Origin of the sequence: Cupriavidus sp. USMAHM13 (genome assembly GCF_001854285.1) — a bacterium.
GTDB lineage: Bacteria > Pseudomonadota > Gammaproteobacteria > Burkholderiales > Burkholderiaceae > Cupriavidus > Cupriavidus malaysiensis.
The window spans coordinates 347,619-374,116 of the sequence record NZ_CP017751.1; the positions used below are offsets into that span (position 1 = coordinate 347,619).

Here is a 26,498-nt window from a genome sequence, read left to right on the forward strand (position 1 = left end):
GTGGCGTCGGGCGGGGTGTAGTATTGACACCCGCTCCGTACCGCACAAGCGCGTAACTACGCAAGTGATCTGCGTAGTACTACGTAGCCCGACGAAGGCAAGCCGCTTCGCCGGCATCCATGTTTACCCGCACGTGATGAAACTCCGCCAGAAAATCCTGCTGCTCGCTGTCGCGCCGCTTGCCGTGGCCATGCTCGGCATCGCGCTGGCCGTGCGCCACCAGGCCACGGCGCTGGTGCGCCACGAGCGGGGCCTGGTCGAGGCGGCCTACCTGCAGAGCAAGGAAACCGAGCTGCGCCATTACGTCGAGCTGGCGCAAAGCGCGATCGCACCGCTGGTGCGCGCCGGGCGCGACGATGCCGCCGCCCGCCAGGCCGCGATGGCGGCCCTGGCCAGGCTCGACTACGGTCCCGATGGCTACTTCTTCCTGTACGACATGCAGGGCCGCAACCTGATGCACCCGCGCCAGCCGGAACTGGTGGGCCAGGACCTGTGGGAGCTGCGCGACCCGCAGGGCGTGCCCACCATCCAGCGCCTGATTGCCACCGCCCGTGCCGGCGGCGGGGCGGTGCGCTACCTGTGGAAGAAGCCGTCCTCGCAGCAGCTCGCGCCCAAGCTCGGCTACGTGGTGGCGGTGCCCGAATGGGGCTGGATGCTGGGCACCGGCATCTACCTCGACGACGTGGAAGAGACGCTGCGCCAGCTCGATGCGCGCGCCGAGACCGATATCCGCGAGACCATGGCCTGGATCGGCGTGATCGCCGCCATCAGCATCCTGCTGGTGGCGGCCGGCGGCCTGGCCCTCAACATCAGCGAGCACCGCGAGGCCGACGCCAAGCTGCGCCAGCTGGCCCAGCGCGTGGTGCAATCGCAGGAGGAGGAGCGCGCGCGCCTGTCGCGCGACCTGCACGACGGCGTGAGCCAGCTGCTGGTGTCGGTCAAGCTGCTGCTGGAGACCGCCGCCAACCGTCTGCGCCAGGCACCCGCGCAGGCCGAGGTGGTGGTGCCGGTGCTCGACACCACGCTGGTGCGGCTGGATGCCGCCTTCAACGAGGTGCGCCGGGTCTCGCGCAACCTGCGCCCCGCCCTGCTCGACGACCTCGGCCTGCTGGCCGCGCTGCGCCACCTGGCGCGCGAGATGGCTGACGAGAGCGGCCTGGCCATCGACGTGGCGCTGGAAGGCACGCCGCGCCCGCTGGCCGACGAGCAGGCCACCGCGCTGTTCCGCATCGCGCAAGAGGCGCTGACCAATGTCGCGCGCCATGCGCACGCGCGCCGCGTCGGCGTGACCCTCTCTTTCCTGCCGGCCCACACGCGCCTGGCCGTGCGGGACGACGGCAGCGGCTTCGACGTCGCGCGCATGCAGAGCGACCCGCGCCGCGGCATCGGCCTGCGCAACCTGCGCGAGCGCGTGGCCGCGCTCGGCGGCCACTTCGATCTCGCCTCCGGGCCCGGCGGCACGTGGCTGTGCGCCACGCTGCCGCTGGCGCCCGATTCACCGGCAAGGATGCCCGCTTGATGATTTCTTCTCCCACGGCACACGACAACGCGCCGGCGCGCGTGCTGCTGATCGACGACCACGGCCTGGTGCGCGACGGCATGCGCCTGCACCTGAGCCTGCAGCCCGGGCTCCAGGTCGTGGGCGAGGCCGACGGTGGCGAAGCCGCGCTGCAATGGCTGCAGGGCGCCGCGGCCGACGCCCTGCCCGACCTGGTGATCACCGATATCGCCATGCGCGGCATGAGCGGCATCGCCCTGGCCGAAGCGCTGCACGAGCGCTACCCGGAGCTGGCCGTGCTGATCGTCTCGATGCACGACAATCTCGAATACGTGCGCCAGGCGGTGCGCGCCGGCGCGCGCGGCTATGTCCTCAAGGATGCGCCCGGTGGTGAACTGCTGGCGGCCATCGAGGCCGTGCTGGCCGGGCGCATGTTCTACAGCGCGCGCATCGCGCGCGGCATGGCCGAGCAGTCGCCGGCGGCCGGGCCGCTCGACGCGCTGACCCCGCGCGAACGCGAGATTCTCGACGGCATCGGCCTCGGACTGGCCAACAAGGAGATGGCCGCGCGCCTGGGCGTATCGGTGCGCACGGTGGAGACGCACCGGCTCAACCTCAAGCGCAAGCTCGGCATCGAGGGGCGTGCGGGGCTGGTGAAATTCGCGGTGGAGCAGTCGGGCGAACCGGGCGAGGGCGGCGGGCCGGCGGGCTGAGCGGCCCGGCGCCTGCCGCGCGCGGAAAAAGAAAAACCCACCGCCGGGGCGGTGGGTTTGTCCATGGCCCCGGCGCCAGGCGCCGCGGCTGGAGTTCAGCCCTGCAGGCGTTCGGCCAGCGTCGCCTTCGCTGCCACCAGCGCCTGCGGCAGGCCGTGGCTGAGCTGCTGGAACAGCTCTTCGTGCAGCGCCAGCTCCTTCAGCCAGGCCTCGCGGTCGATCGAGGTGACCTGCTCGAACTGCTCGCGCGAGAAGTCCAGGCCTTCCCAGTTCAGGTCCTCGTAGCGCGGCGAGGTGCCGAACACGTGCTCGCCGCCCTGGCCCTTGCCTTCGACGCGGTCGATCATCCACGACAGCACGCGCATGTTCTCGCCGAAGCCCGGCCACACGAAGTTGCCGTCGGCATCCTTGCGGAACCAGTTCACGCAGTAGATCTTCGGCAGCTTGGCGCCGGCGGCTTCCAGCTTGGCGCCCAGCGCCAGCCAGTGGCCGAAGTAGTCGCTCATGTTGTAGCCGCAGAACGGCAGCATGGCGAACGGGTCGCGGCGCACCACGCCCTGCTGGCCGGCGGCCGCGGCGGTGGTTTCCGAGCCCATGGTGGCGGCCATGTAGACGCCCTCGGTCCAGTCGCGGGCCTCGGTCACCAGCGGCACCGTGGTGGAACGGCGGCCGCCGAAGATGAAGGCGTCGATCGCCACGCCGGCCGGGTTGTCCCAGTTCTCGTCGATCGACGGGCACTGCGAGGCCGGCGCGGTGAAGCGCGCATTCGGGTGGGCCGCCTTGGCGCCGGTCTGCTTGGCGATCTCGGGCGTCCAGTCCTTGCCCTGCCAGTCGATCAGGTGGGCCGGGGCCTCCTTGGTCATGCCTTCCCACCACACGTCGCCGTCATCGGTCAGTGCGACGTTGGTGAAGATGATGTTCTCCTTCAACGTCGCCATCGCGTTGAAGTTGGTCTTCTCGCTGGTGCCCGGGGCCACGCCGAAGTAGCCGGCTTCCGGGTTGATGGCGTAGAGGCGGCCGTCCTGGCCGGGCTTGATCCAGGCGATGTCGTCGCCGATGGTGGTGACCTTCCAGCCGCCGAAGGCCTTGGGCGGGATCAGCATGGCGAAGTTGGTCTTGCCGCAGGCCGACGGGAAGGCGGCCGCGACGTGGTACTTCTTGCCCTCGGGCGAGGTCACGCCCAGGATCAGCATGTGCTCGGCCAGCCAGCCCTCATCGCGGCCCATGGTCGAGGCGATGCGCAATGCGAAGCACTTCTTGCCCAGCAGGGCGTTGCCGCCGTAGCCCGAGCCGAACGACCAGATCTCGCGCGAGGCCGGGAAGTGCACGATGTACTTGGTCGGGTTGCACGGCCACGCCACGTCCTTCTCGCCGGCCGCCAGCGGCTTGCCGACGGTGTGCACGCAGGGCACGAACTCGCCGTCGGTGCCGAGCACGTCATACACGGCACGGCCCATGCGGGTCATGATGCGCATATTGACCGCCACATAGGGCGAATCCGACAATTCCACGCCGATGTGGGCGATCGGCGAGCCCAGCGGGCCCATCGAGAACGGCACCACGTACAGGGTGCGGCCGCGCATGCAGCCGTCGAACAGGCCGGACAGCGTCTGGCGCATCTCCGCCGGGGCGACCCAGTTATTGGTGGGGCCGGCGTCTTCCTTCTTGTCGCTGCAGATGAAGGTGCGGTCCTCGACGCGTGCCACGTCGGACGGATCGGACAGGGCCAGGAAGGAGTTCTTGCGCTTGGCCGGGTTCAGGCGCTTCATGGTGCCGGCGGCGACCATCTGTTCGCACAGCCGGTCGTACTCTTCCTGCGAGCCGTCGCACCAGTAGATCTGGTCGGGCTTGGTCAGGGCGGCGATCTCGGCCACCCAGGCCAGCAGTTTCGGGTTCTTGACCCAGGCCGGGGCATTGAGTGCCGGCGTGCCCTGCATGGTGGGGTGATTCATGGTTTGCTCCAAAACAGAAGGGAAATCTGGAAATCCGGCTCAGCCTCCTGGCCGCCGCGGGCTCCTGCGGGGCCTGCTGCGGCATGCGCATCGCTATGACTGTCATTAGTGAACTAAGTGAACTAAGGATCACTAATCGTCACATCCCGTTACAACTCCGGCGAGGGTAATTCCACGCAAAAGTGCGCGGCTTTGCCTGTGGCTGCGCTACAGTTGCGCTTTGCCGGTACGCGGGCCGGTCGAGGCTTTCCCGCCTGCGGCCGGAAGCGGGAGCGAGGCTCTACCGACATACCGGTGCAACGGCGGGGACGGCAAGGATACCACCGCTGCCAGCGTACGTTTTCCGCTGTGCAGCATTGTCATCGCCCGCACGGTATCCGCCACATCGCGCGCAGATTTGCCGCGACAGTTTCTATAACAATAGTATCGAGCGGTGCCGCCGGCCGCTGTTGTCGCGCGCACCGAACCATTGCCAGCCAAGAATTGACCGAGTTGCCGATGAAGATTGCCGTACTCGACGATTACCAGGACGCGGTCCGCAAGCTGTCCTGCTTCAGCCTGCTCGACGGGCACGACGTGAAGGTCTTCAACAACACCGTCAAGGGCGTCGGGCAGCTCGCCGCGCGCCTGTCGGACGTCGAGGCCGTGGTGCTGATCCGCGAGCGCACCCGTATCACGCGGCAGCTGCTGGAAAAGCTGCCCAAGCTGAAGATCATCAGCCAGACCGGCCGCGTCGGCGGCGCCGGCAGCCATATCGACCTGGATGCCTGCACCGAGCGCGGCATCGTGGTGCTCGAGGGCGTCGGTTCGCCGGTGGCGCCCGCCGAACTGACCTGGGCCCTGATCATGGCGGCCCAGCGCCGCATTCCCCAGTACGTGGCCAGCCTCAAGCACGGCGCCTGGCAGCAGTCCGGCCTGAAGTCGGCCACCATGCCGCCCAATTTCGGCCTCGGCCAGGTGCTGCGTGGCCAGACCCTGGGCATCTGGGGCTACGGCAAGATCGGCAGGATCCTGGCCGGCTTCGGCCGTGCCTTCGGCATGCGCGTGCTGGTCTGGGGCCGCGAGGCCTCGCGCAGCAGCGCCGTCGCGGACGGGCTGGACGTGGCCGCCTCCAAGGACGAACTGTTCGCCGACAGCGACGTGCTGTCGCTGCACCTGCGGCTGAACGACGAGACGCGCGGCATCGTCAAGCTGTCCGACCTCAGCGCCATGAAGCCCACCGCCCTGTTCGTCAACACCAGCCGTGCCGAGCTGGTCGAGGAGAATGCGCTGCTGACTGCGCTCAACCGCGGGCGGCCGGGCATGGCGGCGGTCGATGTGTTCGAGTCCGAGCCCATCCTGCAGGGCCACGCGCTGCTGCGCATGGAGAACTGCATCTGCACGCCCCACCTCGGCTATGTCGAGCGCGACAGCTACGAGCTGTACTTCCGCACGGCGTTCCAGAATATCCTCGACGTGCTAACGGGCAAGCACGACAGCATCGCCAACCCGAAGGCGCTGGCGCCGGCGCTGGCGCGCTGAGCACGCCGGCGGCCTGGCGCCGCCGCTTGTGCTTCCCTCCCCCATCATTCCCCGTGCCGGCCGGCTGCGCGCCGGCCCGCCGGCGCAGGCAGCCGCCTGCATCCAGGCGTGGCCACGTGCGCCGCTTCCGGCACGCCGGCGGCAAAACCATTACACTCAGCCAATTCCGAAGCCCCGCGCGGTAGCGCCGCCGCCGGCTTCCGTCCATCCATCCTTCCCTGCTCCTTCGATTCGCGCACCGCTGCCCTCAGGCCACCATGGATCCCAGGCTCCTGACCTTGTGCGTCGGCAATTTCGTCATTGGCACCGGCGCGATGATCGTGACCGGCATGCTGAACGACATCGCCGCCGATTTCGGCCTCGGCGCGGCCAGCGCCGGCCAGCTCATCTCGGTGTTCGCGCTGGCCACCTGCGTCGGGGCGCCGCTGTTCGCCACGCTGGGCTCGCGCATCGACCGCCGCAGGCTGCTGGCCGGTGCCCTGCTGGTGTATGGCGTGCTGCACCTGGCTGCCGCGCTGGCGCCTGGCTTCGGCAGCCTGATGGCGATCCGCTTCCTGTGCGCGATCGGCGCCGCCATCTTCACGCCGCAGGCGGCCGCCACCCTGCCCCTGCTGGTCGAGGCGCATACGCGCGGGCGCGCCATCAGCTTCGTCTTCCTGGGCTGGAGCGTGGCCAGCGTGGCAGGCGTGCCGCTCGGCACCTGGATCGCCAGCACGCTGGGCTGGCGCTTCAGCATGGGACTGGTCGGCCTGCTCGCGCTGGCGGTGGCGCTGGCGGTGTGGCGCGTGCTGCCGCGGGGCCTCTATGTGGCGCCGGTCGGGCGCGCCGCCTGGGGCGCGGTGCTGCGCCATGCGCCGATCCTGCTGGTGGTGGCCACCACCATGATCCAGTCGGCCGGCATGTTCACGCTGTTCACCTATATCGCGCCGCTGCTGCGTGACGTGCATGGCATCAGCGGCGGCGCATTGAGCCTGATGTTCCTGGCCTACGGCGCCTGCGGCGTGTGCGGCAACGTGCTGGCGGCGTCCTACATGGACCGCGCCACGCCGAGCCGCATCGTCCACGTCACCCTGCTCACCTCGCTGGCGGCGATGCTGCTATGGCCGCTGGCGGCGCTCGGCGGCACGGCCCTGGTGCTGCTCTTCATGCTGTGGGGCGCGGGCGGCTTCGCCACCAACAGCGCCCAGCAGGCGCGCCTGCTGGGCCTGGCGCCGGAACGCGCGGCCGCCTCGATCTCGCTGAACTCCTCGTCGATCTACCTGGGCCAGGCGCTGGGGGCCATGAGCGGGGCCGGCATCTACACCTTGGCCGGCCCCGATGCGCTGCACTGGGGCGCGGCGGCCCTGCTGCTGCTGGCGCTGGCGGTTTCGCGGCGCGCCAGCGCGCTGTCGGGCCGGCCGGCGGGCTGCGAGCGGCCCCGGCAGGCCTGAGGCGGGGAGGCGGCAGCATGTCGGGGCGGCCCGCAATGCGGAGGGTGAGATGAGCGGCAGCCGCGAGCCGGCGGCCCACGATGGCAGGCAGGCGGCCTGCCTGCTGGCGGTCTGTGTCGGCCAGGTCCTGCCCCTGGTCGTGTCGGGCGCGGGCACCGAGGCCGTGGTGCTGTCCGGCATCCGCAAGCATCCGGCCAGCACCCTGGCCCATCCCTTGCCGGTGGCGCTCGGCCCGCTAGGCCTGGCCGGCGACGAGCAGGCCGACCTCAGCGTGCACGGCGGCCTCGACAAGGCCGTCTACGCCTATCCCGCCGAGCACTATCCCTGGTGGGACGCGCACCGGCGCGCGGCCGGCGTGCCCGGGGCGGAGCGGGCGCTGGCCTTCGGCGCCATGGGCGAGAACCTGGTGCTGCGCGGCTGCCTGGAAGCGGACCTGTGGGTCGGCGATCGCCTGCGGGTCGGCGCCGCGGTGCTGCGCGTCGAAGCGCCACGCCAGCCCTGCTACAAATTCAACGCCGTGCTCGGCTATCGCCATGCGGTGCGCGACATGGTGCAGAGCGGCCATTCCGGCATCTACCTGAGCGTGCTCGAGGCGGCGCCGTTGCAGGCGGGCGACACCGTGCAGGTGACGCCGGGGCCGCGCGAGGTCTCGATCGCCAGCATCAATCTCCGGCGCCGGGCGCCGACCGCGCGGTAGGCCCTCCCCGGATGCGGCGCGATAGACGTCGGCTCAGGCTTTTCTGATAATGTTTCGCACCAGATACAAGAAGTGCGCCGGTACTGCGATCCTGGAGCAGACGTTTTCCGCCAGGGTCGCCGGCCGGACGTGGGACCGCGCCGGCCCGGCACGGCGGTGGTCTTTCCGCGGCGGCACCGGCACCCACAAGCCGGGCCGTGGGGAGCGGGCGTGAAAGGCACGGGTTGAGCGAAGGGTCTCGCATGAAAACGAACGGGATCGACCAGGCCAAGGGCTTCGTCGACGAGCAATGGAGTCCGGCGATGGGAACCGGCAAGGGACGCGCGGCACCGTGGCTGGCCGGCCTCGGCCTGGTCGTGCTGGGCGGGGCCGCCTGGTTCGGCTGGCGCCACGCCTTCGCGCCCAAGCCCGCGCCCAAGGCACCGGCCGCTGTCGTGGTGACCACCGCGCTGGCACGCCAGTCCGACGTGCCGCTGCAGGTCTCGGCCAACGGCAATGTCACCGCGCTGTCCACCGTGGAAGTGCGGCCCCAGGTCTCCAGCACCGTGCGTACCGTGCATATCAAGGAGGGCCAGACGGTCAAGCCGGGCGACCTGCTGTTCTCGCTCGATACCCGCATGGACGAGGCCAACCTCGACAAGGCGCGCGCCCAGCTGATGCGCGACCAGGCCGACCTGGCCGACGCGCGGCGCACGCTGGCGCGCAGCCAGGACCTGCTGGAGCGCAACTTCATCTCCAAGAGCGCGGTGGACACCGCGCAGGCCAAGGTGGATGGCTTCGAGGCCACCATCCGCGCCGACCAGGCGGCCATCGAGGCCAGCCGCGTGGCGGTCAGCTATGGCGCCATCCGCGCCACCATCGGCGGGCGCACCGGTGTCATCAATGTCTTCCCCGGCTCGCTGGTCACGCCCACCAGCGGCCTGCCGATGGTGACGGTGGCGCAGATCCAGCCGATCGCCGTCACCTTCAGCCTGCCCGAGCGCCAGCTCGCCGCGCTGCGCGAGGCGCTGCACAAGGGCCCGGTGCAGGTCACGGCACTGCCCAACGATGGCAGCAAGACGCCGGTCAAGGGCGAGATCGCCTTCATCGACAACACCGTCGATCCGCAGTACGGCACCATCCGCGTCAAGGCCCGCTTCGGCAATGAAGAGCAGCGGCTCTGGCCCGGCACCTATGCCAGCGTGCAGGCCGTGGTGCAGGTGCTCAAGGGCGTGCTGTCGGTGCCGCCACAGGCGGTGGTGACGGGGCCGGAGGGGCGCTTCGTCTATGCCGTGCAGGCCGACGGCAAGGTCGCGCGCATGCCGGTGCAGGTGCTCGCCACCACCGCCGAGGCCGCCGTGGTCGAGGGCGTGCCGCCGGGCACGCGGGTGGTGCTGGAAGGGGTGCAGAACCTGCGCCCGGGCAGCACCGTGCGCGAGGCCACGCCGGGCAAGGCCGCCCCGGCCGCCCCGGCCGCTTCTGCTGCTGCCGGGAAGCACTGACACCATGACGCTGTCCGAGCTCTGTATCCGCCGTCCGGTGATGACGGTGCTGCTGTGCCTTGCCGTGATCGTCTCCGGCATCGTGCTCTATCCCACCATCCCGATCGCCGCGCTGCCCAGCTTCAATTCGCCGGTGATCCAGGTCACGGCGACGCTGCCCGGGGCCAGTCCCGAGACCATGGCCGCTTCGGTGGCCACCCAGCTGGAGAAGCAGTTCGCCACCATCCCCGGGGTGACGGTGATCAGCTCATCGAACACGCTGGGCAATTCGAGCATCACCATCGAGTTCAACAACGACCGCGACATCGATGCCGCCGCGGTCGACGTGCAGGCCGCGCTGTTCCGCGCGCAGCGCTCGCTGCCGATCGAGATGACGGTGCCGCCGTCCTACCGCAAGGTCAATCCGGCCGACGCTCCCGTGCTGCTGCTGGCCATCAACTCGCCGGCGATGAGCCTGGGCGAGCTCAATGCCTTCGGCGACAACCTGATCTCGCCCTCGCTGGCCACGCTGCCCGGCGTGGCCCAGGTGCAGGTGTACGGCCAGAAGCGCTTCGCCGTGCGCGTACGCGCCCACCCCGACGCGCTCGCCGCGCGTGGGCTGACCCTGGACGAGCTGGCCACCGCGCTGAACCGCGCCAATGCCAACACGCCGATGGGGACGCTGGACGGCGCGCGCCAGACGCTGACCATCCAGGCCAACCGCCAGCTCGCCAGCGCCGACGCCTTCCGCAACATCATCGTCGCCAGCCAGCCCAACGGTGCGGTGGTGCGCCTGTCGGACGTGGCCGAGGTCGAGGACAGCGTCGAGACCATCAAGACCGGCAGCTGGCTCAACAACGAGCGCTCCATCGTGCTGGCCGTGCTGCGCCAGCCCGATGCCAACACCGTGGCCGTGGTCGACGCCATCCGCCACGCGCTGCCGCGCCTGCTGCAGCAGATGCCGGCCTCGGTCAACGTCAACGTGGTCAACGATCGCTCGGTGTCGATCCGCGAATCCATCCACGACGTGCAGTTCACGCTGGCCCTGACGGTGGCGCTGGTGGTGATGGTGATCTTCCTGTTCCTGCGCCGCGCCGCCGCCACGCTGATCCCCACCGTGTCGCTGCCGATCTCGCTGATCGGCACCGTGGCCCTGATGAAGGCGCTGGGCTACAGTCTCGACAACGTCTCGCTGCTGGCCATCACGCTCGCGGTCGGCCTGGTGGTGGACGATGCCATCGTGATGCTGGAAAACATCGTGCGCCACATCGAGGAGGGGCTGCCGCCGCTGAAGGCGGCGCTGATCGGCTCGCGCGAGATGGGCTTCACCATCCTGTCGATCTCGATCTCGCTGGTCGCGGTGTTCATCCCGATCTTCTTCATGCCGGGTGTGATCGGCCTGCTGTTCCATGAATTCGCCGCGGTGGTATCGCTCGCCATCCTGGTCTCGGCGCTGGTCTCGCTGACGCTGATCCCGATGCTGTGCGCGCGCTTCCTGTCGGCCGAGAACGTGCCCGTCGACGAATCGCAGCACGCCTATGGCGAGCAGCCGGCGCCGGCGCACCGCCCGGCGCAGCGGCGCACGCTCGGCCTGCGCGCCACGCAATGGTTCGAGGACCTGTTCGAGTTCTCGTTGCATGCCTATGCGCGCGGGCTCGACTGGTGCCTGGCGCACCGCAGGACGGTGCTGGCGGTGGCCGGCCTGACCTTCGTGCTGACCGCCGTGCTGTTCGCCGCCATTCCCAAGGGCTTCTTCCCGGAAGAGGACATCGGCCAGATCCAGGTCAATGCCGAAGGCCCGCAGGACATCTCCTTCGACGCCATGGCCGCGCGCCTGCGCGACGCAGCCGAACGCATGCGCGCCAATCCGGCGGTCAAGAGCATCGTGGTGTCGATCGGCGGCGGCCCGTCGCCGGCCATCAACACCGGGCGCATGTTCGTCGAGCTCAAGCCGCTCGGTGAGCGGCCCAGGATGCCGCAGGTGGTGGAGTCGCTGCGCCGCGACGTGGCTGGCATCGCCGGCCTGGCGGTCTACTTTTCGCCGGTGCAGAACCTGCGCCTGGGCGGGCGCCAGAGCAAGAGCCGCTACCAGTACACCTTGCAGAGCGTGAAGTCGGCCCAGCTGCAGGAGTGGTCCGACAAGCTGATGGCCAGCATGCGCGCCGACCCGATCTTCCGCGACGTCACCAGCGACTCGCAGCAGTCCGGCCTGGAGGCCCATCTCACCATCGACCGCGACAAGGCCAATGCGCTCGGCGTGCAGATGCAGGACGTGCGTACCGCCCTGTACTCGGCCTTCGGCGAGCGCCAGGTGTCGACCATCTACACGCCGATCGACAACTACTACGTGATCCTGCAGGCGGCCGACACCGACCGCGCCGACGAGACCGCCTTCGCCAAGCTCTACGTACGCAGCAAGACCGGCCAGATGGTGCCGCTGTCGGCCTTCGCCACCACCGAGCGCCGCGTCGGCCCGATCGCGGTGAACCACCAGGGCCAGCTGCCCTCGGTGACGGTGTCGTTCAACCTGGCACCGGGCGCGGCGCTGGGCGACGCCTCGGCCAGGATCGCGCGCTTCCAGCAGCAGATCGGCATGCCCGGCTCCATCTTCACCAGCTGGGGCGGCGACGCCGCGGTGTTCCAGTCCTCGCAGGCCACGCAGATCGTGCTGCTGGTGGCGGCCATCGCCGTCATCTACACGCTGCTGGGCGTGCTGTACGAGAGCTACATCCACCCGCTCACCATCCTGGCCGGCCTGCCCTCGGCGGCCGTGGGTGCGCTGCTGACGCTGTTCCTGTTCCAGGTGGAGCTGTCGCTGATCGCCACCATCGGCGTGCTGATGCTGATCGGCATCGTCAAGAAGAACGCGATCATGATGATCGACTTCGCGCTGGCGGCGCAGCGCGAGCAGGGCATGGCCCCCGCGCACGCGATCCGCCAGGCCTGCCTGCTGCGCTACCGGCCCATCATGATGACCACCTTCGCCGCGGTGATGGGCGCGCTGCCGCTGGCGCTCGGCCTGGGCGCCGGGGCGGAACTGCGCCAGCCGCTCGGCCTGGCGGTGGTGGGTGGCCTGCTGTTCTCGCAGGTCATCACGCTGTTCATCACGCCGGTGATCTACCTGGCGCTGGACCGCTTCTCGGGCACGGGGCCGCTGCAGATCGACGCGGAAGGGAACCGGTTGCCGGCAACGGTGGGCGGGGCATAGGTCGGTCCGGCCGGCGTGCGCGTCCTGGTGGCGCGGTCGAGGACGAGTCGTCCCATATCGCGCCGGTTGTCTCCCCTCTCCCGCTTGCGGGAGAGGGGCCGGGGGAGGGGGCAGGCGCTGGCTGAGCGCAGCGGTTGGGATCACACCATCGGCTCCGTTTCCGTGCTCGCGTGCTGGACCACACCGTCGGCTTCGTTTGGGTGTGGCGCCTTGCTAGACCACCCCTCTCCCCCACCCTCTCCCGTGCGGGGAGAGGGAGCCAAGACCTTGTGCTTGGCGAGCAGTGTTGGCGCATCTCGCCGGCTTCGTTCAGCGTGACGGGGTTTGCACCGCGCCGGTTCTTTCCGTCGGCCCGGGTGCATCATCGGCATTGCCTGCCTTATCATCCACGCAGGCGGCCGGTGCCGCGCCTTCCCTGCGATCCATCCGAGGACTTCCGCATGCTTCTCCCGCATCCTTCCCGCCGGGCCGCGCTCGGCACGCTGGCTGCGTTCGGCGGCCTGGCCCTGCTGGGCGGCTGCGCCGGCGTTTCACCCCAGGCGGTCGCGGGTGATGTCGCGCAGCAGTTCCAGGGCAAGACCTATGTGCTGCTGGGCGAGGTGCATGACAACGCCGATGGCCAGAAGCGCCGCCGCATGGCGCTGGTCGATGCGCTGGCGGCGGGCTGGCGGCCCGCGCTCGCGATGGAGCAGTTCGACCGCGAGCGGCAGGCCGATATCGAGCGGGCGCGCCGCGAGCGGCCCGGGGATGCTGCCTACCTGGTGGCGCAGGCCGGTGGCAAGGGTTGGGACTGGGCGCTCTATACGCCGGTGGTGGGGCTGGCGCTGCAGTTCGATCTGCCGTTGCTGGCCGCAAACCTGTCGCGTGACGATGCGCAGCGCATCGTGCGCGGCGGGCTGGGCGAGGTCTTCTCCGCGTCCGAGCAGCGGCGCCTGGGCCTCGACCGGCCGCTGCCGCGCGATCTGGTGCGGGCGCAGACGGCGGTGCTGGACGCGGGCCACTGCGGCCGCTTCCCGGAGGCGATGCTGCCGGGCATGCTGGCCGCCCAGGCGGCGCGCGACGCGGTGATGGCGGACGTGCTGCGCGCCCAGGCCGCGCGCGGCGCGGTGCTGATCGCCGGCAATGGCCATGTGCGGCGCGATCTCGGCGTGCCGCGCTGGCTCGGCGCGGCAGCGGGCGAGATCTACAGCGTGGGCTATCTGGAAGACGCGGGGCCGGGAGAGGCCGGCGCCTACGATCGCGTCGTGCTGGTGCCGGCGCAGGCGCGGCCGGACCCGTGCCGGGACGTGGCACCGATGCCGGCACGCAGCGCGTCCTGAGCCCGGCGCGGCGCCAGCTCTCCTGCATCGCGGTTTCCCGGATCCCAGCCCCGCACGACTTCCCGCGGCTCATCCACGGGGCTCAGGACCTCAGGACCTCAGGACCTCAGCCGAACAGTTCCTCGGCCACCGTCGGGTGCAGCCGTACCGTGGTCTCCAGGTGATGCTCCTTCACGCCCAGGCGCAGCGCCACGGCGAAGGCCTGGATGATCTCGGGCGCGGCGCCGTCCATCATGTGCGCGCCCAGCACGCGGCCGCTGCGCGCGTTGATCACCAGCTTGACCAGCGAGGCCTGCTCGCTGCCGCCGAAGCGGTTCTCCAGCGAGACGAAGCGCTTGACCACGGTGCGGATGCGCTCCGCCTTGCCGGCCGCCTCCGCCGCCGCGGCCTCGCTCAGGCCCACGCTGGCGATGGCCGGCTCGCAGAACACGGCGAAGGGAATGTAGTCGAAATCGGCACGGTCGCCGCGGCGGCCGAACAGGCGGTCGGCCAGCCAGCGGCCCTGGGCGATCGCCACGGGCGTCAGCTGCGGTCCGTCGGTGGCATCGCCGACGGCGTAGAGCCCGCGCACCGAGGTGCGGAGCTGGCGATCCACCGCGATGCCGCCGCGCGTGCCGCGGCGCACGTCCAGCGCCTCCAGCCCCAGGCCGTCGCTGTGCGCGACGCGTCCGATCGCAGCCAGCACGGCCTGCGCGCGCAGCGATTCCGTGCGGCCGCTGCCCTGGTTGCCGTTGCCACCCTCCGTGCCGCCGCGCGGGCGGTAGCAGACCTCGACCGCGCCGTTGGCCGCAGCCAGCAGCGTAACCTCGGCATTCAGGTGGATGCGGATGCCTTGCGCCACCAGTGCGTCATGCAGCGCGGCCGCGAGATCGTGGTCGAAATGCGGCAGCAGCCGCTCGCCACGTACCAGCAGATCGACCTTGACGCCGAAGCGCGCCAGGATGGAGGCCTGCTCGACCGCGATATAGCCGCCGCCGACCACGGCCAGCGAGGCCGGCAGGCTCTTCCAGGTGAAGATGTCGTCCGAGCTGCAGGCCAGCTCTCCGCCCGGCACCGGCAGCCGGCGCGGCGCCGCGCCGGTGGCCAGCAGGATGCGGCGCGCTTGCAGGATCTCGTCGCCCACGTGTACTTCGCCGGGCGCGCCCAGGCGGGCCTCGCCGTGCAGCAGCGTGACGCCGGCCTGCTGCAGCCGCTCGGTGTAGACCACGTTGAGGCGGGCCACCTCGGCGTCCACGCGCACGATGGCATCGCCCCAGTCCTCGCGTGCGCCGGTGTGCGACAGGCAGCCGGACAGGATGGCCGCCAGGCCGGCGCCGTAGGACAGCATCTTCTTGGGCACGCAGCCGCGGTTGACGCAGGTGCCGCCGACGGCATCGCGCTCGACCAGGATCACGCGGGCGCCGTGCGCGGCGGCGCGCCGCGCCGCGGCCACGCCGCCGGAGCCGGCGCCGATCACGATGAAGTCGGCTTCACGCCGGCGCGCGCCGGCTTTGCCGCGCCCGCGCCGCGGCACGCGTTCGGGCACCGGCTCGGCGCTGACCTGCGAGGCACGCTTGCGGGGCGTGGCGGGGTTGGCTTGGCGCTTGCTCATCCGTTCCTCCTGTTGCGGCAGCGGGGACACGGCAGCGCTGCCGGCCCGGATGCCTGGCACATCAAAGAACCGCCGGCAGCCGCCGGCGCGCCCGCCGCTGGCGGCCCTCAGGCCGCGGCGGGCAGCTCGTGGCGGCGGATCGCCGGCCACTCGCGCAGGAAGGCCTCGCCGTCGCGCCGTCCCAGCGCGTAGGCGAGCTCCATGCCCTCGGGCCGCGTGTAGTCCCAGCTCGACACCGGCACGCGCTGCGAGGGTTGCAGATAGAGGCGCCGCTGCCCGCGCCGGGCCAGCACGAAGCGCGGCGGCCGCGGGTACAGGCGCGTGACCAGCACCAGCACATCGCCCTCAGCATCGTCCAAGGCGTCCACCGGCACATTGTCGACCAGGCCGCCGTCAAGTACCGCGCGGCCGGCGCGGCGCAGCACCGGCGTGAAGGGCGGTGTGCAGGACGACTGCAGCAGCAGGTCGGCCAGCGCCTCGGGCGTGGCGCAGTCCTGCGCCAGCACGAATTCGGGGTGGAAGCCGAGCTTGCGCCCCAGGCGCGGATGCAGCGTCTTGAGCAGGTGCTTGTCGATGTTGTAGGCCAGCAGGCCCGCCGCCACCGCCAGGCGCGGACCGCTCCAGCCCGGGATGTGGGCCAGCCCGACGCGGATCTCGGGGGCGTCGCCCAGCCGCGCCAGCCGTTCCTGGCCGAACAGCGTCAGCAGCGCGGCGCGGTAGATGCCGAAGTGCGGGAATACGCGCTTGCCGCGCAGCAGGTTGCCCCAGTAGGCATTGCTGCGGTTGTCGGCCAGCACTTCGCGGTAGTACGCCAGGGTCTCGCGCGAGTCGTGCGCGTACAGCATGCAGGCGGTGGCGGCGCCGGCCGAGATGCCGGCGATCACGCGCGGGCGCAGGCCCAGCTCGGGCGCCACCGTGTCCCACCAGCCGGCCTGCCACCAGCAGCGGTTGCCGCCGCCGGCGAAGACGACCTGGTCGAAGGGGCTGGCTGCCGCGTCGCTCATGGCCGGGTCCTCACAGCAGCGCGTAGGTGGTGGTGGCCTGCACCGCCAGCTTGCCGTCGGTGCCGCTCAGCTCCATCTCGCCGAACACCACGGTCTTGCCCAGGCGCAGCACGTTGGCGCGCACCAGGATGTCGCCCTCGATCACCGGGCGCATGAAGTTGGTGGTCAGCGTGACCGTGGTCATCGGGCGGAAGGCGCCCAGCGCATTGGCCACGGCGACGATCATGGCGGTGTCGGCCGCCGCCATCAGCACCTGGCCGCACACCACGCCGCCGGCATGGCGCAGCGAGGCGTCGAAGGGCAGGCGCAGCGTCACGCCCTGGCCATCCACCTGCTCGGCGCGCAGGCCAAGCTGGCGCACCCAGGGCGCCAGCACGCGCTCCAGGGTGGCATCGATGTCGGCAAGGCTCAGGGTGGGCTCGGGCATGGCTGCTTCTGTCTCCGTTCTTGTTCCGTTCTTGCCGGTGTGCCGGACGGGTGGCGCGGGGCCCCCGGACTCGGCGATCCGCCAATCATACAAGGCGGCGGCCGGGCCCGCCGGGAGGGGGGCAACCCTGCCCTTGCCCCGTGCGCCGGGCAGGTCGCCGCGTTGTCCTATTCGGTCTCCGCCGGCGCCACCCGGTGCTTGAGCCAGTGGTACAGCGGCCCGGTGCACAGTACCACGAAGGCCATGCGGATCACATGGAAGGCGGTGACCAGCGGCACGCCCAGTTCCAGCACCTTGGCGGTGATGCACATCTCGGCGATGCCGCCGGGCGTGGTGCCGAGGATGGCGGTGGCCGGATGGACGCCGGACAGTGCCGACAGGCCCCAGCCGAACAGCGCCGACAGCAGCAGCGCCAGCACCGTGTACAGCACCACGCCCGAGAGAAAGCGCGGCGCCGTGTGCAGGAATTCGCGCGAAAAGCGCGCACCCAGCGAGACCCCGATCAGCAGCTGGCCGGCACGGCTCATCCAGCTGGGGATGGCCGACAGTTCGATGCCGGACGCGGTCAGCAGCGCAGCTGCCAGCAGCGTGCCGATGACGAAGGGATTGGGCAGGTTGAGCCGCTTGAGCGCCAGCGCCGCGGCCAGCGTGATGGCGATCAGCACCAGCAGCCCGGGCACGTTGACGCTGCGCGGCCCCGGCACGAAGGGGTCGAGGCCGTGCACGCCGCCGTATTGCAGGATGGCTGGCACCACCACGACCACCAGCAGCACGCGCAGCGAATGCGCGGCGGCCACCTGGTCGATGCGCGCGCCGTTGCGTTCGGCCAGGTTGGCCATCTCGGAGGCGCCGCCGATGGCGGTGGAGAAGTAGGCCGTCTTGAACGCCACCCCGGTGGCGCGGCGCAGCAGCAGCGCGCCGCCGGCGCCCAGCGCCAGCGCGAGCAGCGAGGCGGCGACGATATAGGGCAGGAACTCGACCAGCTTGGCCACCACGTGGGGCGTGAAGTAGAGGCCGAGCGCGGTGCCGATGGCCCACTGGCCGGCGTTGCGTGCCTGGGTCGGCGCGCGCAGGTCGGCGCCCAGCATGCGCGCGGTCGCCACCGACAGCAGCGGGCCGATCATCCAGGGCAGCGGCGTGCGCAGCAGCGAGCAGGTCAGCGCGGCGGCGAGGCCGAGCAGCAGCGTCAGCAGGACCGGACGCCAGCGGTGAAGCAGAGAAGGCATTGGGAGGCGGCCTGGCGGCTGGCGCCGGCGCGTTTCTTCTTGTGGAAGGGTCGGGGGGTGCCGCCGGGGCGGCGCCGGCCGTCCCCGGCAATGGAAAAGGCCCGGCGCGCGCCTGGCGTGCCGGGCCTTGCCGGTGCGTGCGTGCTCAGCCCGCCGGGTCGGCGACGCCGCGGCCGGCGCTGCGCCGGGCCAGCCAGCCCAGCAGGCGCGGGATCAGCACCACGGCCACGGTCATGGCCAGGATGGTGGCGGAGATCGGCTGGGTCACGAAGACCGACCAGTCGCCCTGGCTGATCGACAGCGCGTTGCGCATCTGCTTCTCGGCGATCGGCCCCAGGATCAGGCCGACGATCACCGGCGCGGTGGGGAAGTCGAAGCGGCGCATCGCCATGCCGAGCAGGCCGATCACGAACAGCAGCAGCAGGTCGAACCACGATTGGCGGATGCCGTAGGCGCCCAGGCCGGCGAAGATCAGGATGCCGCCGTACAGCAGCGGCGTGGGGATGCGCAGCATGCGCACCCACAGGCCGATGGCCGGCAGGTTCAGCACCAGCAGCATCACGTTGCCGATGTAGAGCGAGGCGAGCAGGCCCCAGACCAGGTCGCCCGAGGTCTGGAACAGCATCGGGCCCGGCTGCAGGTTGTAGTTCTGGAATGCCGCCAGCAGGATGGCGGTGGTGTTCGAGGTGGGGATGCCCAGCGTCAGCAGCGGTGCCAGCGTGGCGGTCACGGCCGAGTTGTTGGCGGCCTCGGGGCCGGCCACGCCTTCGATCGCCCCCACCTTGCCGAACTCATCCTGGTGCTTGGACAGCTTCTTCTCGGTGGCGTACGACAGGAAGGTCGGGATCTCGGCGCCGCCGGCCGGGATCAGGCCGAAGGGGAAGCCGATGACGGTGCCGCGGATCCAGGCTGGCACCGAGCGCTTCCAGTCGGCACGGTTCATCATCACCGAGCCGACCTTGTTGAAAGTGCCGGCCGGCTGCGGGAAGAAGGCGTTGAAGAGTGCCTCGCCCACGGCGAACAGGCCCACCGCCACCACCACGATGTCGACGCCGTCGTACAGCTCCTGCACGCCCATCGAGTAGCGCGTCTGGCCCGACAGCGAGTCCATGCCGATCAGGCCGATGCCCAGGCCCAGGAACAGGCTGGTCATGCCGCGCAGCAGCGAGGAGCCGAGCACCGCCGAGACCGTGGTGAAGGCCAGCAGCATGATCATGAAGTACTCGCCCGGACCGAACTGCAGGGCCACGTCGGCGGCCACCGGCGCGAACATCGACAGCAGCACGGTGGCGATGGTGCCGGCCACGAAGGAGCCGATCGCCGCAGTGGCCAGCGCCGGGCCGGCGCGGCCGTTCTTGGCCATCAGGTTGCCTTCCATCGCCGTCACCATGGTGGACGACTCGCCCGGGGTGTTCATCAGGATGGACGTGGTGGAGCCGCCGTACATGGCGCCGTAGTAGATGCCGGCGAACATGATCAGGGCGGCGGTCGGGTCGACCTTGGTGGTCAGCGGCAGCAGCATGGCCACGGTCAGCGCCGGCCCGATGCCGGGCAGCACGCCGATGGCGGTGCCGAGGAAGCAGCCCACCAGGGCCCACATCAGGTTCAGCGGCGTGATGGCCACGGCGAAGCCGTGCATCAGCTGGTTCAGGGTATCCATATCAGACTCCGTGCCGGATTCAGGACCGACGAAACGAGGGCTTGGGGATTCGGTCTGAGGCGCGGCTTCAGAAGCCGGCCACCGGCAGCAGCGGCAGGTTGATGCCGAGCAGGAATTCGAACAGCGCCCACATCGGCAGCGTCACCGCCAGGCCGATCAGGGCATCGCGCACCAGGCGGCGGCTGCCGTAGCCGCGCGCCACGCACACCATCAGCAGCGTCGACGACAGCACGAAGCCGAGCGTGCCGATCAGGGCCATATTGGCCACCAGGCCGGCCGACACCCACAGGAAGCCGCGCAGGTTGTGCGGCGCGGAGGGCAGTTCGGCGTCCTCTTCCGGCATGTTGCGGAAGCCGCCGCGCACGCCCTGCCAGGTCAGCAGCGCGCCGCACACGGCCAGGCCGATGGCCACCAGCGTGGGCACGAAGCGCGGCGACAGCCCGGCATAGCCGGCATCGTCGGAGATGCCGGGCAGGCCGGTGAAGAAGAAGACGGAAAGCGCCAGCACGGCGATGCCGATGGCGAGATGCGAGGGCTTCATGGGGTGGGGCTCCTTCAGCCGGCTGGTGCCGGCGGGAGTCGATCGGATCCCGCGCGAGCGGGGGCCCGGCGACGTATATGGTTCTGGTTTTTCGGTATCGCAGGTGGCAGACGCCGGGCCCCGGCCCGTTCTCCACCGGCCGGCGCATGCCGGTCGGGGGCGGGTACGACGGGTGAAACGGTAGAAACGACGGAAACAGCGGCAACGACGGCAACGACGGCAACGGCACGGGCGCCGGCGCTGGCGCCCGCGGGACGCGACCTTACTTGGCCACGCCCAGCTCGCGCAGGGTCGAGCCCAGGCGGGCCGATTCGCTGTCGACGAAGCGGGCGAACTCGTCGCCGGTCAGCAGGAAGGGCGTCCAGTCGTTCTTGGCCAGGGTTTCCTTCCACACCGGGCTCTCGGTCGCCTTGACCACCGCGTCGATCAGTGCCTTGCGCTGGGCGTCGCTGATGCCGGGTGCGCCGTACACGCCGCGCCAGTTGTAGATCTCGACGTTGATGCCCTGCTCCTTCAGCGTCGGGATGTCGGCGGTGCGGTCCTTCGAGGTCACGGCCAGCGCGCGCATCTTGCCGCTCTTGATGAAAGGCAGGAACTCCGACACGCCGGCGATGCCGGCGGTCACGTGGCCGCCCAGGATGGAGGCCGAGGCCTCGCCGCCGCCCTGGAAGGGCACGTAGTTGATCTTCTTCGGATCGACGCCGCCTTCCTTGGCGATCAGGCCGGCCAGGATGTGGTCGATCGAACCCTTGGAGCCGCCGCCCCAGCTGACGCTGCCCGGGTTGGCCTTGAGCTGGGCCACCAGGTCCTTCATCGACTTGATCGGCGAGGAGGCCGGCACCGTGATCACCATGGTGTCGGCGAACAGGCGCGCGATCGGCGTGGCGTTCTTCAGCGTGACGGGCGGCTTGTTGGTCTCGATGGCGCCCACCATCACCGCGCCGGTCACCACCAGCGCGTTCGGGTTGCCCTTGTCGGTGTTGACGAACTGGGTCAGGCCGATGGTGCCGCCGGCACCGCCCTTGTTGTCGTAGGAGGCAGACTTGGCCACGCCCGCGGCGACCATCGCGGCGCCCAGCGAGCGGCCGGTCTGATCAAAGCCGCCGCCGGGGTTGGCGCCGATCATGAACTTCACGCTGTCCACCGCATGGGCGGGGGCCGCGGCGATGGTGAGGGTGGCGGACGCCAGCACGGCGTAGGCAAGGCGATGCAGGTTGCGACGCATGGGTTCTCCTCTCGGGTTTGCCGGCCCGCCCGTTTGGGGCCGTGGCTCCGGCGGGCGCCGCGCGGGCGGGAGGAGCGATGCCGGCGCCCGGCCGGCACATGCCCGGCACCTGGGTGTCGCGGGTGTCGCGCTGTCTCCCGTCCCGGCATGGTCGACCTGCCGGACTCGTTGTTGTGCTTCTGCTTGTCTGGCCGGTAATACTTGAACCGGACCATGGCCGGATTCTAGGCGGGTGAAACTGTCAATTGGCTGTCAAAGCCGGCCCGATTCCCTAGGGGTTAACCTGGGGTTGAATGTCCTGTGCATAAGACATGGGGTCGTGGCGGCCCGCCGTTGCCGCCATGTCTCCCATTGCTTGGCCCCGAACGGTGCGAGCCGCGCGGGTCAGGCCAGCGGCAGGGTCAGCACGGCCCGCACGCCGCGTCCGCTGGCCGCCTCGCCCAGCACCACGGTGCCGCCGAAGCGCGCCGCCATCTCGCGCGAGATGGCCAGGCCGAGGCCCGAGCCCGGCTCGGTGTGGCCGACGCGGCGATAGAAACGTGCGAAGACCTTCTCGCGCTCCTCGGGTGGAATGCCCGGGCCGTCGTCCTCCACCACCAGGCGGGCGCTGTCGCCGGCGCGGGCGGCGGACAGCGTGATGCGGCTGCCGCGCGGCGAGTACTGGATGGCGTTGTGCACCAGGTTGGCCAGCGCCTCGCGCAGCAGCGCGGCATCGGCGCGCACCGGCAGCGCCAGCCCCTGCTGGCCCTCCCAGCCGAAGTCCTGCTGCTTGCCGCGTGCCAGCGGCAGGTAGTCGAGCGCCACCTGTCCGGCCACGGCCGCCGCGTCGACGACCTCGACCGTGTCGGCCGGCGCCGCCGCGCCGGCGCCTTCGCCATGGTGCTGGCGCACGCGCGCCAGCGCCAGCAGCTGGTTGGTCAGGCGCGCCGCCTGTTCGAGCTGGGCCACCATGCCGCCCACGGCCTCGCCCGCGGCCTGCTGCGCGGGGGCGGGGTCGGCCAGGCTGCCGAGCTGGCGCTGGGCGAACTCCGCCTGGGTCTTCAGCACCGCCAGCGGCGTGCGCAACTGGTGCGCGGCGTCGGCGATGAACTGTGTCTGCGCCTGCGTCAGCGCCGCCGAGCGCGAGACGTGGCGGTTGACCGCGTCGACCAGCGGCCGCACCTCGACCGGCACGTGCTCGAAGGCCAGCGGGGTGAGGTCGTCGGGCGAGCGCGCCTCGACGTCGTCGCGCACCCGCGCCAGCGGGCGCAGCACGAAGGTGACGCCGCCGATCACGATGGCCGCGCTGACCAGGATCAGCAGCAGGTCGCGCGCCAGCGCGCCACGCCACACGGTGCCGATCAGCGCCTGGCGCGGCTCGGCCGTCTCGGCCACCTGGATGACCACGCGCAGATGGGCGTTGGGACGGTAGACCGGATGGGCCAGCACGGCGATGCGGACCGGGTCGCCGCTGTAGCGGGCGTCGTAGAAGCGCGGCTGGTTGCTGACCAGCGGGCCCGCCGGCAGCGGCAGGTCGCCATAGCCGGTGACGGTCTCGATGCGGCCCTCGCGCTCGACCGAGACGCGGTAGAACACGCGCGTCTGGGCCGCCGTCTCGAAGGCTTCCATGGCGGCGTCCGGCAGCGTCAGCTGCACGTTCTCGCCGTCCATGCCGATGGCGTTGTCGATGGCGCGCACCGAGCCGTACAGCGAGCGGTCGTAGGCGGCGTTGGCGGCGTCGCGCAGCGTGCCGTAGGTCAGCCAGGTGTCCAGCGCCATCATGGCGGCCAGCGCCGGCAGCAGCAGGATCAGCAGTTGCCGGCGCAGGCTGCCGCGCAGCCAGCGCCGCACCGGGCGCGCCGGCCGGGCCGGCGCGGAGGCCTCGGCCGCCATCTCAGTGCGCGCCCTCCGGCTCGAGCAGGTAGCCGAAGCCGCGCAGCGTCACGATGGTCACGCCGTGCCCGCTGAGTTTCTTGCGCAGGCGGTAGATCAGCACCTCGATGGCGTCGGGGCTGACATCGGCGTCCAGCGAGAAGACCTTGTCGAGCAGCTGGGCCTTGGTCAGCGGCTGCCCGCTCCTGGCCAGCAGCGCGCCCAGCAGCGTCGATTCGCGCGGGGTCAGCGCGAGCGGCGCGCCGTCCAGCGTGAAGCCGCGCGTCTCGCCGTCGAAGACCAGGGTGCCGCACTGCAGGCGCGGGTGGGCGCGACCGCGGCTGCGCCGGATCAGCGCCAGGATGCGGGCCTCCAGCTCGGCGATGGCGAAGGGCTTGGGCAGGTAGTCGTCGGCGCCCAGGTTGAGACCGCGCACGCGCTCGTCGAGCGTGTCCTGTGCGGTCAGGATCAGCACCGGGGTGCGGTCGTCGCGCGCACGCATCGCCTTGAGCACCGACAGGCCGTCCTTGCCGGGCAGGCGCAGGTCCAGTACGACGGCGTCGTACTCTTCGGCCGCCAGCCGTGCCTCGGCCTTGAGGCCGTCGGCCACGTGCTCGATCACGAAGCCGCCCTGCTCCAGCGCGCGCGCCACCCAGCGCGCCAGTTCGATCTCATCTTCCACCAGCAGGATGCGCATGCCGGACCTCCCTACCACCCGATTGCCAGAAATGCGGGGCGCCGGCCGGGCCGCCGGTGCGCAGGGCGCACCGCGCGGAGGCGCGGCGGGCGCTCCGAGGGCGCCTATAATACCCCCGCCCCGCTCCCCCCGCCGCGCACGGGTCCGAGGCGCGCGGGCACGCCCCCGCTCCGCCGCCACCGCCGATGCCCAGCTCGCCCATCCTTCCGCCCGCCGGCACCCTGCGCCGGCGCTTGCTCGCCGCCGCCGGCGCCACTGTGGCCGGCTCCGCGCTGCCGGTGCTGCCCGCGCTGGCGCAGTCCGGCGCCCCGGCCGTGCCGGCCGGCTATCCCGACGACTACGAGCAGACCATCGCGCGCGGCCAGCGCGAGGGCGCGGTGACGGTGTATGCGACCACTGATCTCGACATCGTGCGGCCGCTGATCCTGGCCTTCGAGGCGCGCTATCCCGGCATCAAGGTCCACTACGAGGACCTGAACTCGCTCGCCCTCAACGACCGCTTCCTGGCCGAGTCGGCCCGCGCGCTGGGCGCCGGCGGTGCCGACGTGCTGTGGAGTGCGGCCATGGACCTGCAGGTCAAGCTGGTCAACGACGGCCATGCGCAGCGCTACGAGTCGCCCGAGCGCGGCGGTCTGCCGGCGCGCGCGGTGTGGCGTGACGAAGCCTGGGGCACCACCTTCGAGCCGGCGGTGATCGTCTACAACCGCCGCCACCTGGCGGGCGTGCGGCTGCCGCGCAGCCGCAGCGGCCTGGCGCGGCTGCTGCAGGACAAGGCGCCGGGCTGGCGCGGGCGGGTGGTCACCTACGATGTGGAGAAATCGGGCGTGGGCTACCTGCTGGCGCAGCAGGACGCGCGCATGGGCAGCGAATTCTGGTACCTGGCGCAGGCGCTGGGACGCTCGCGCGTGCAGCTGCAGGCTTCGACCGCGGGCATGATCGAGCGCATCGCCAGCGGCGAGCTGGTGCTCGGCTACAACCTGCTGGGCGCCTATGCCCTGTCGCTGATGGAGCGCGGCGCCGACATCGACGTGATCGCCCCGCGCGACTACACCCTGGTGATCTCGCGGGTGGCCTTCATCGCCCGCCGCGCGCCGCATCCCAATGCCGCGCGGCTGTGGCTGGACTTCCTCTTGTCGGGCGAGGGCCAGGGCCTGCTCGGGCGCTCCAGCTCGCAGCTCTACACCGTGCGCACCGATACCGAGAATCCCTACAACGCCACCGCGCTGGCCGAGCGGCTGGGCTACGCGCTCAAGCCGATCGGCCTGGGCCCCGGGCTGCTGGCGGCCCAGGATGCGATGCGCAAGCGGGCCTTCCTGGCGCGTTGGCGCGCGGCGCTGGCCGGATAGGCCGGCGCGGGCCGGCGCGCCGGCTCAGGGCTGTGGCGGCGTGCCGCCGCCGTGGCCCGATGCCTCCGGTTGGTCGCCGATCGGGTTGGCGGGGCGCGGCACGTAGCCCCGGCGCAGCGCGGGCGACAGGCGCAGCATATCGATGATGCCGTCGGCCAGGCGCTCGGCGCTGGCGTCCAGGTCGAAGCTCTCGGGGGCAAACAGCCAGTGCGCCAGCAGGCCGTGCACCGAGGCGTGGAACAGTTGGGTGGCGGCGTCCAGGTCGAGTTCGGCCGGCAGCTGGCCGCGCTCGCGCGCCAGGCGCAGGTGGTCGCGGATCTTGATGTTGCCGTCCTCGTGCGACTGGCGCTGGCGCTCGAAGATGGCGCCGTTCTCCTGCACCATCTCGCACTTGTGGAAGATGATCTCGTAGACGCGCCGCCATTGGGCGTTGCGCACGGTCTGGCGCATCACGAAGACGCAGATGTCGCGTACGCCGCCCAGCGGGTCTTCCTGGCGCTCGATATGCTCGGGCTCGCACAGGGTCTCGATCGGCAGGTGCACGCGGTCGCACATGGCGGCGAACACATCGCTCTTGTTCTTGAAGTGCCAGTAGATGGCCCCGCGTGTCACGCCGGCGGCCTCGGCAATGTCGGCCAGCGAGGGGCGCGCCACGCCGCGGGCGTGAAAGACGGCTTCGGCGGCATCGAGAATGCGATTGCGCGTCTCCTGCGCCTCTTCCTTTGTGCGTCTGACCATATTCCTTTCTCTGCGGCCACGCGGACCGCGTCGGTTCCTCTCCCCAGGTCACGCCAGTGCCGGCGCGTGACGTCCGTTTCCTTGGTTGCGTCGAACCGGCGCCGAAGCGGCACGGCGAACGGCGCGCATGCTAACGCATGCCCACTCCTTTGCGCACAAGAACATTGCGCCATGTGCAAATCCCTGCACTGCAGCAGGACTTTTACATACATGCTTGGATGTATATATAATACGCCCTTGCCTGGCATCCGGTAAAGCCGATCTGCCCGGCAGCCTGCCCCATCGATCGGGCAGGTCGTCACCTGAAAGCCGCCGTTCGTCGCATGTGCCGTGCCTGCATCACGGATCGTGGCTAGCATTGCGCTTTTTGCTTGTTTCCGCCGCCGTCCGCGCG

The 26,498-nt window shown here is 70.8% G+C and carries 20 protein-coding genes; 9 read left to right on the forward strand and 11 right to left on the reverse strand.

Features of this window, described 5'->3' with window-relative positions; genetic code table 11:
- Positions 1–136: 136 nt before the first annotated feature.
- Positions 137–1,519 (forward strand): cache domain-containing protein, encoded by a 1,383-nt coding sequence (locus BKK81_RS01640; RefSeq protein WP_071010472.1) that lies wholly within the window; start codon positions 137–139, stop codon positions 1,517–1,519.
- Positions 1,519–2,211 (forward strand): response regulator, encoded by a 693-nt coding sequence (locus BKK81_RS01645; RefSeq protein ID WP_071010473.1) that lies wholly within the window; start codon positions 1,519–1,521, stop codon positions 2,209–2,211. Before BKK81_RS01640 ends, BKK81_RS01645 begins: the two co-directional genes overlap by 1 nt.
- Positions 2,212–2,306: 95 nt before the next feature.
- Here the strand turns inward: BKK81_RS01645 and BKK81_RS01650 are convergent, their stop codons facing one another.
- Complete coding sequence (locus BKK81_RS01650; RefSeq protein WP_071010474.1) at positions 2,307–4,163, reverse strand: phosphoenolpyruvate carboxykinase (GTP); 1,857 nt, start codon at positions 4,161–4,163, stop codon at positions 2,307–2,309.
- 498 nt (positions 4,164–4,661) lie between these two features.
- On the opposite strand from BKK81_RS01650, the gene BKK81_RS01655 reads away from it, so the two are divergent.
- From BKK81_RS01655 to BKK81_RS01680, 6 genes are all read left to right on the forward strand, one after another.
- On the forward strand, positions 4,662–5,684 hold the full coding sequence (locus BKK81_RS01655; protein ID WP_071010475.1) for a D-2-hydroxyacid dehydrogenase family protein: 1,023 nt from the start codon (positions 4,662–4,664) through the stop codon (positions 5,682–5,684).
- 257 nt (positions 5,685–5,941) lie between these two features.
- On the forward strand, positions 5,942–7,114 hold the full coding sequence (locus BKK81_RS01660) for an MFS transporter (RefSeq protein ID WP_071010476.1): 1,173 nt from the start codon (positions 5,942–5,944) through the stop codon (positions 7,112–7,114).
- 49 nt (positions 7,115–7,163) lie between these two features.
- A complete protein-coding gene (locus tag BKK81_RS01665; protein ID WP_071010477.1) occupies positions 7,164–7,811 on the forward strand; it encodes an MOSC domain-containing protein in 648 nt (215 codons plus the stop codon).
- Between the two features lie 242 nt (positions 7,812–8,053).
- The gene (locus BKK81_RS01670; RefSeq protein WP_071010478.1) at positions 8,054–9,292 is read left to right on the forward strand and encodes an efflux RND transporter periplasmic adaptor subunit; all 1,239 of its coding nucleotides are present in this window, start codon (positions 8,054–8,056) and stop codon (positions 9,290–9,292) included.
- A 4-nt stretch (positions 9,293–9,296) separates the two neighbouring features.
- On the forward strand, positions 9,297–12,479 hold the full coding sequence (locus BKK81_RS01675) for an efflux RND transporter permease subunit (RefSeq protein ID WP_071010479.1): 3,183 nt from the start codon (positions 9,297–9,299) through the stop codon (positions 12,477–12,479).
- A 440-nt stretch (positions 12,480–12,919) separates the two neighbouring features.
- On the forward strand, positions 12,920–13,798 hold the full coding sequence (locus BKK81_RS01680; protein WP_083383866.1) for a ChaN family lipoprotein: 879 nt from the start codon (positions 12,920–12,922) through the stop codon (positions 13,796–13,798).
- Between the two features lie 106 nt (positions 13,799–13,904).
- Here the strand turns inward: BKK81_RS01680 and BKK81_RS01685 are convergent, their stop codons facing one another.
- From BKK81_RS01685 to BKK81_RS01725, 9 genes are all read right to left on the reverse strand, one after another.
- Positions 13,905–15,389 (reverse strand): dihydrolipoyl dehydrogenase family protein, encoded by a 1,485-nt coding sequence (locus BKK81_RS01685; protein WP_071010480.1) that lies wholly within the window; start codon positions 15,387–15,389, stop codon positions 13,905–13,907.
- A 107-nt stretch (positions 15,390–15,496) separates the two neighbouring features.
- A complete protein-coding gene (locus BKK81_RS01690) occupies positions 15,497–16,393 on the reverse strand; it encodes a patatin-like phospholipase family protein (protein WP_071010481.1) in 897 nt (298 codons plus the stop codon).
- A gap of 10 nt (positions 16,394–16,403) precedes the next feature.
- Positions 16,404–16,820: a PaaI family thioesterase gene (locus tag BKK81_RS01695; protein ID WP_071010482.1), complete on the reverse strand. Its 417-nt coding sequence runs from the start codon at positions 16,818–16,820 to the stop codon at positions 16,404–16,406.
- Between the two features lie 167 nt (positions 16,821–16,987).
- Complete coding sequence (locus tag BKK81_RS01700) at positions 16,988–18,046, reverse strand: AbrB family transcriptional regulator (protein ID WP_071010483.1); 1,059 nt, start codon at positions 18,044–18,046, stop codon at positions 16,988–16,990.
- Positions 18,047–18,191: 145 nt separating this feature from the next.
- Positions 18,192–19,706 carry a tripartite tricarboxylate transporter permease gene (locus BKK81_RS01705; RefSeq protein ID WP_071010484.1) on the reverse strand — a complete coding sequence of 505 codons (1,515 nt, stop codon included), beginning with the start codon at positions 19,704–19,706 and terminating at the stop codon, positions 18,192–18,194.
- Between the two features lie 67 nt (positions 19,707–19,773).
- On the reverse strand, positions 19,774–20,247 hold the full coding sequence (locus tag BKK81_RS01710; RefSeq protein ID WP_071010485.1) for a tripartite tricarboxylate transporter TctB family protein: 474 nt from the start codon (positions 20,245–20,247) through the stop codon (positions 19,774–19,776).
- 262 nt (positions 20,248–20,509) lie between these two features.
- Positions 20,510–21,472: a Bug family tripartite tricarboxylate transporter substrate binding protein gene (locus BKK81_RS01715; protein WP_071010486.1), complete on the reverse strand. Its 963-nt coding sequence runs from the start codon at positions 21,470–21,472 to the stop codon at positions 20,510–20,512.
- A 384-nt stretch (positions 21,473–21,856) separates the two neighbouring features.
- Positions 21,857–23,344, reverse strand: a complete 1,488-nt coding sequence (locus BKK81_RS01720) for a sensor histidine kinase (protein WP_071010487.1) — start codon at positions 23,342–23,344, stop codon at positions 21,857–21,859.
- Between the two features lies 1 nt (position 23,345).
- Positions 23,346–24,020 carry a response regulator gene (locus tag BKK81_RS01725; protein ID WP_071010488.1) on the reverse strand — a complete coding sequence of 225 codons (675 nt, stop codon included), beginning with the start codon at positions 24,018–24,020 and terminating at the stop codon, positions 23,346–23,348.
- 185 nt (positions 24,021–24,205) lie between these two features.
- On the opposite strand from BKK81_RS01725, the gene BKK81_RS01730 reads away from it, so the two are divergent.
- Positions 24,206–25,366, forward strand: a complete 1,161-nt coding sequence (locus BKK81_RS01730; RefSeq protein WP_071010489.1) for an ABC transporter substrate-binding protein — start codon at positions 24,206–24,208, stop codon at positions 25,364–25,366.
- 24 nt (positions 25,367–25,390) lie between these two features.
- Here BKK81_RS01730 and BKK81_RS01735 read toward each other — a convergent pair whose 3' ends face one another.
- A complete protein-coding gene (locus tag BKK81_RS01735; protein WP_071010490.1) occupies positions 25,391–26,104 on the reverse strand; it encodes a TetR family transcriptional regulator in 714 nt (237 codons plus the stop codon).
- Positions 26,105–26,498 lie beyond the last annotated feature (394 nt).

Bases quoted from the DNA above. Each gene is read 5' to 3' on its own strand.
- BKK81_RS01640 (WP_071010472.1), top strand. From the start codon at position 137: ATGAAACTCCGCCAGAAAATCCTGCTGCTCGCTGTCGCGCCGCTTGCC.
- BKK81_RS01645 (WP_071010473.1), top strand. From the start codon at position 1,519: ATGATTTCTTCTCCCACGGCACACGACAACGCGCCGGCGCGCGTGCTG.
- BKK81_RS01650 (WP_071010474.1), bottom strand. From the start codon at position 4,163: ATGAATCACCCCACCATGCAGGGCACGCCGGCACTCAATGCCCCGGCC.
- BKK81_RS01655 (WP_071010475.1), top strand. From the start codon at position 4,662: ATGAAGATTGCCGTACTCGACGATTACCAGGACGCGGTCCGCAAGCTG.
- BKK81_RS01660 (WP_071010476.1), top strand. From the start codon at position 5,942: ATGGATCCCAGGCTCCTGACCTTGTGCGTCGGCAATTTCGTCATTGGC.
- BKK81_RS01665 (WP_071010477.1), top strand. From the start codon at position 7,164: ATGAGCGGCAGCCGCGAGCCGGCGGCCCACGATGGCAGGCAGGCGGCC.
- BKK81_RS01670 (WP_071010478.1), top strand. From the start codon at position 8,054: ATGAAAACGAACGGGATCGACCAGGCCAAGGGCTTCGTCGACGAGCAA.
- BKK81_RS01675 (WP_071010479.1), top strand. From the start codon at position 9,297: ATGACGCTGTCCGAGCTCTGTATCCGCCGTCCGGTGATGACGGTGCTG.
- BKK81_RS01680 (WP_083383866.1), top strand. From the start codon at position 12,920: ATGCTTCTCCCGCATCCTTCCCGCCGGGCCGCGCTCGGCACGCTGGCT.
- BKK81_RS01685 (WP_071010480.1), bottom strand. From the start codon at position 15,389: ATGAGCAAGCGCCAAGCCAACCCCGCCACGCCCCGCAAGCGTGCCTCG.
- BKK81_RS01690 (WP_071010481.1), bottom strand. From the start codon at position 16,393: ATGAGCGACGCGGCAGCCAGCCCCTTCGACCAGGTCGTCTTCGCCGGC.
- BKK81_RS01695 (WP_071010482.1), bottom strand. From the start codon at position 16,820: ATGCCCGAGCCCACCCTGAGCCTTGCCGACATCGATGCCACCCTGGAG.
- BKK81_RS01700 (WP_071010483.1), bottom strand. From the start codon at position 18,046: ATGCCTTCTCTGCTTCACCGCTGGCGTCCGGTCCTGCTGACGCTGCTG.
- BKK81_RS01705 (WP_071010484.1), bottom strand. From the start codon at position 19,706: ATGGATACCCTGAACCAGCTGATGCACGGCTTCGCCGTGGCCATCACG.
- BKK81_RS01710 (WP_071010485.1), bottom strand. From the start codon at position 20,247: ATGAAGCCCTCGCATCTCGCCATCGGCATCGCCGTGCTGGCGCTTTCC.
- BKK81_RS01715 (WP_071010486.1), bottom strand. From the start codon at position 21,472: ATGCGTCGCAACCTGCATCGCCTTGCCTACGCCGTGCTGGCGTCCGCC.
- BKK81_RS01720 (WP_071010487.1), bottom strand. From the start codon at position 23,344: ATGGCGGCCGAGGCCTCCGCGCCGGCCCGGCCGGCGCGCCCGGTGCGG.
- BKK81_RS01725 (WP_071010488.1), bottom strand. From the start codon at position 24,020: ATGCGCATCCTGCTGGTGGAAGATGAGATCGAACTGGCGCGCTGGGTG.
- BKK81_RS01730 (WP_071010489.1), top strand. From the start codon at position 24,206: ATGCCCAGCTCGCCCATCCTTCCGCCCGCCGGCACCCTGCGCCGGCGC.
- BKK81_RS01735 (WP_071010490.1), bottom strand. From the start codon at position 26,104: ATGGTCAGACGCACAAAGGAAGAGGCGCAGGAGACGCGCAATCGCATT.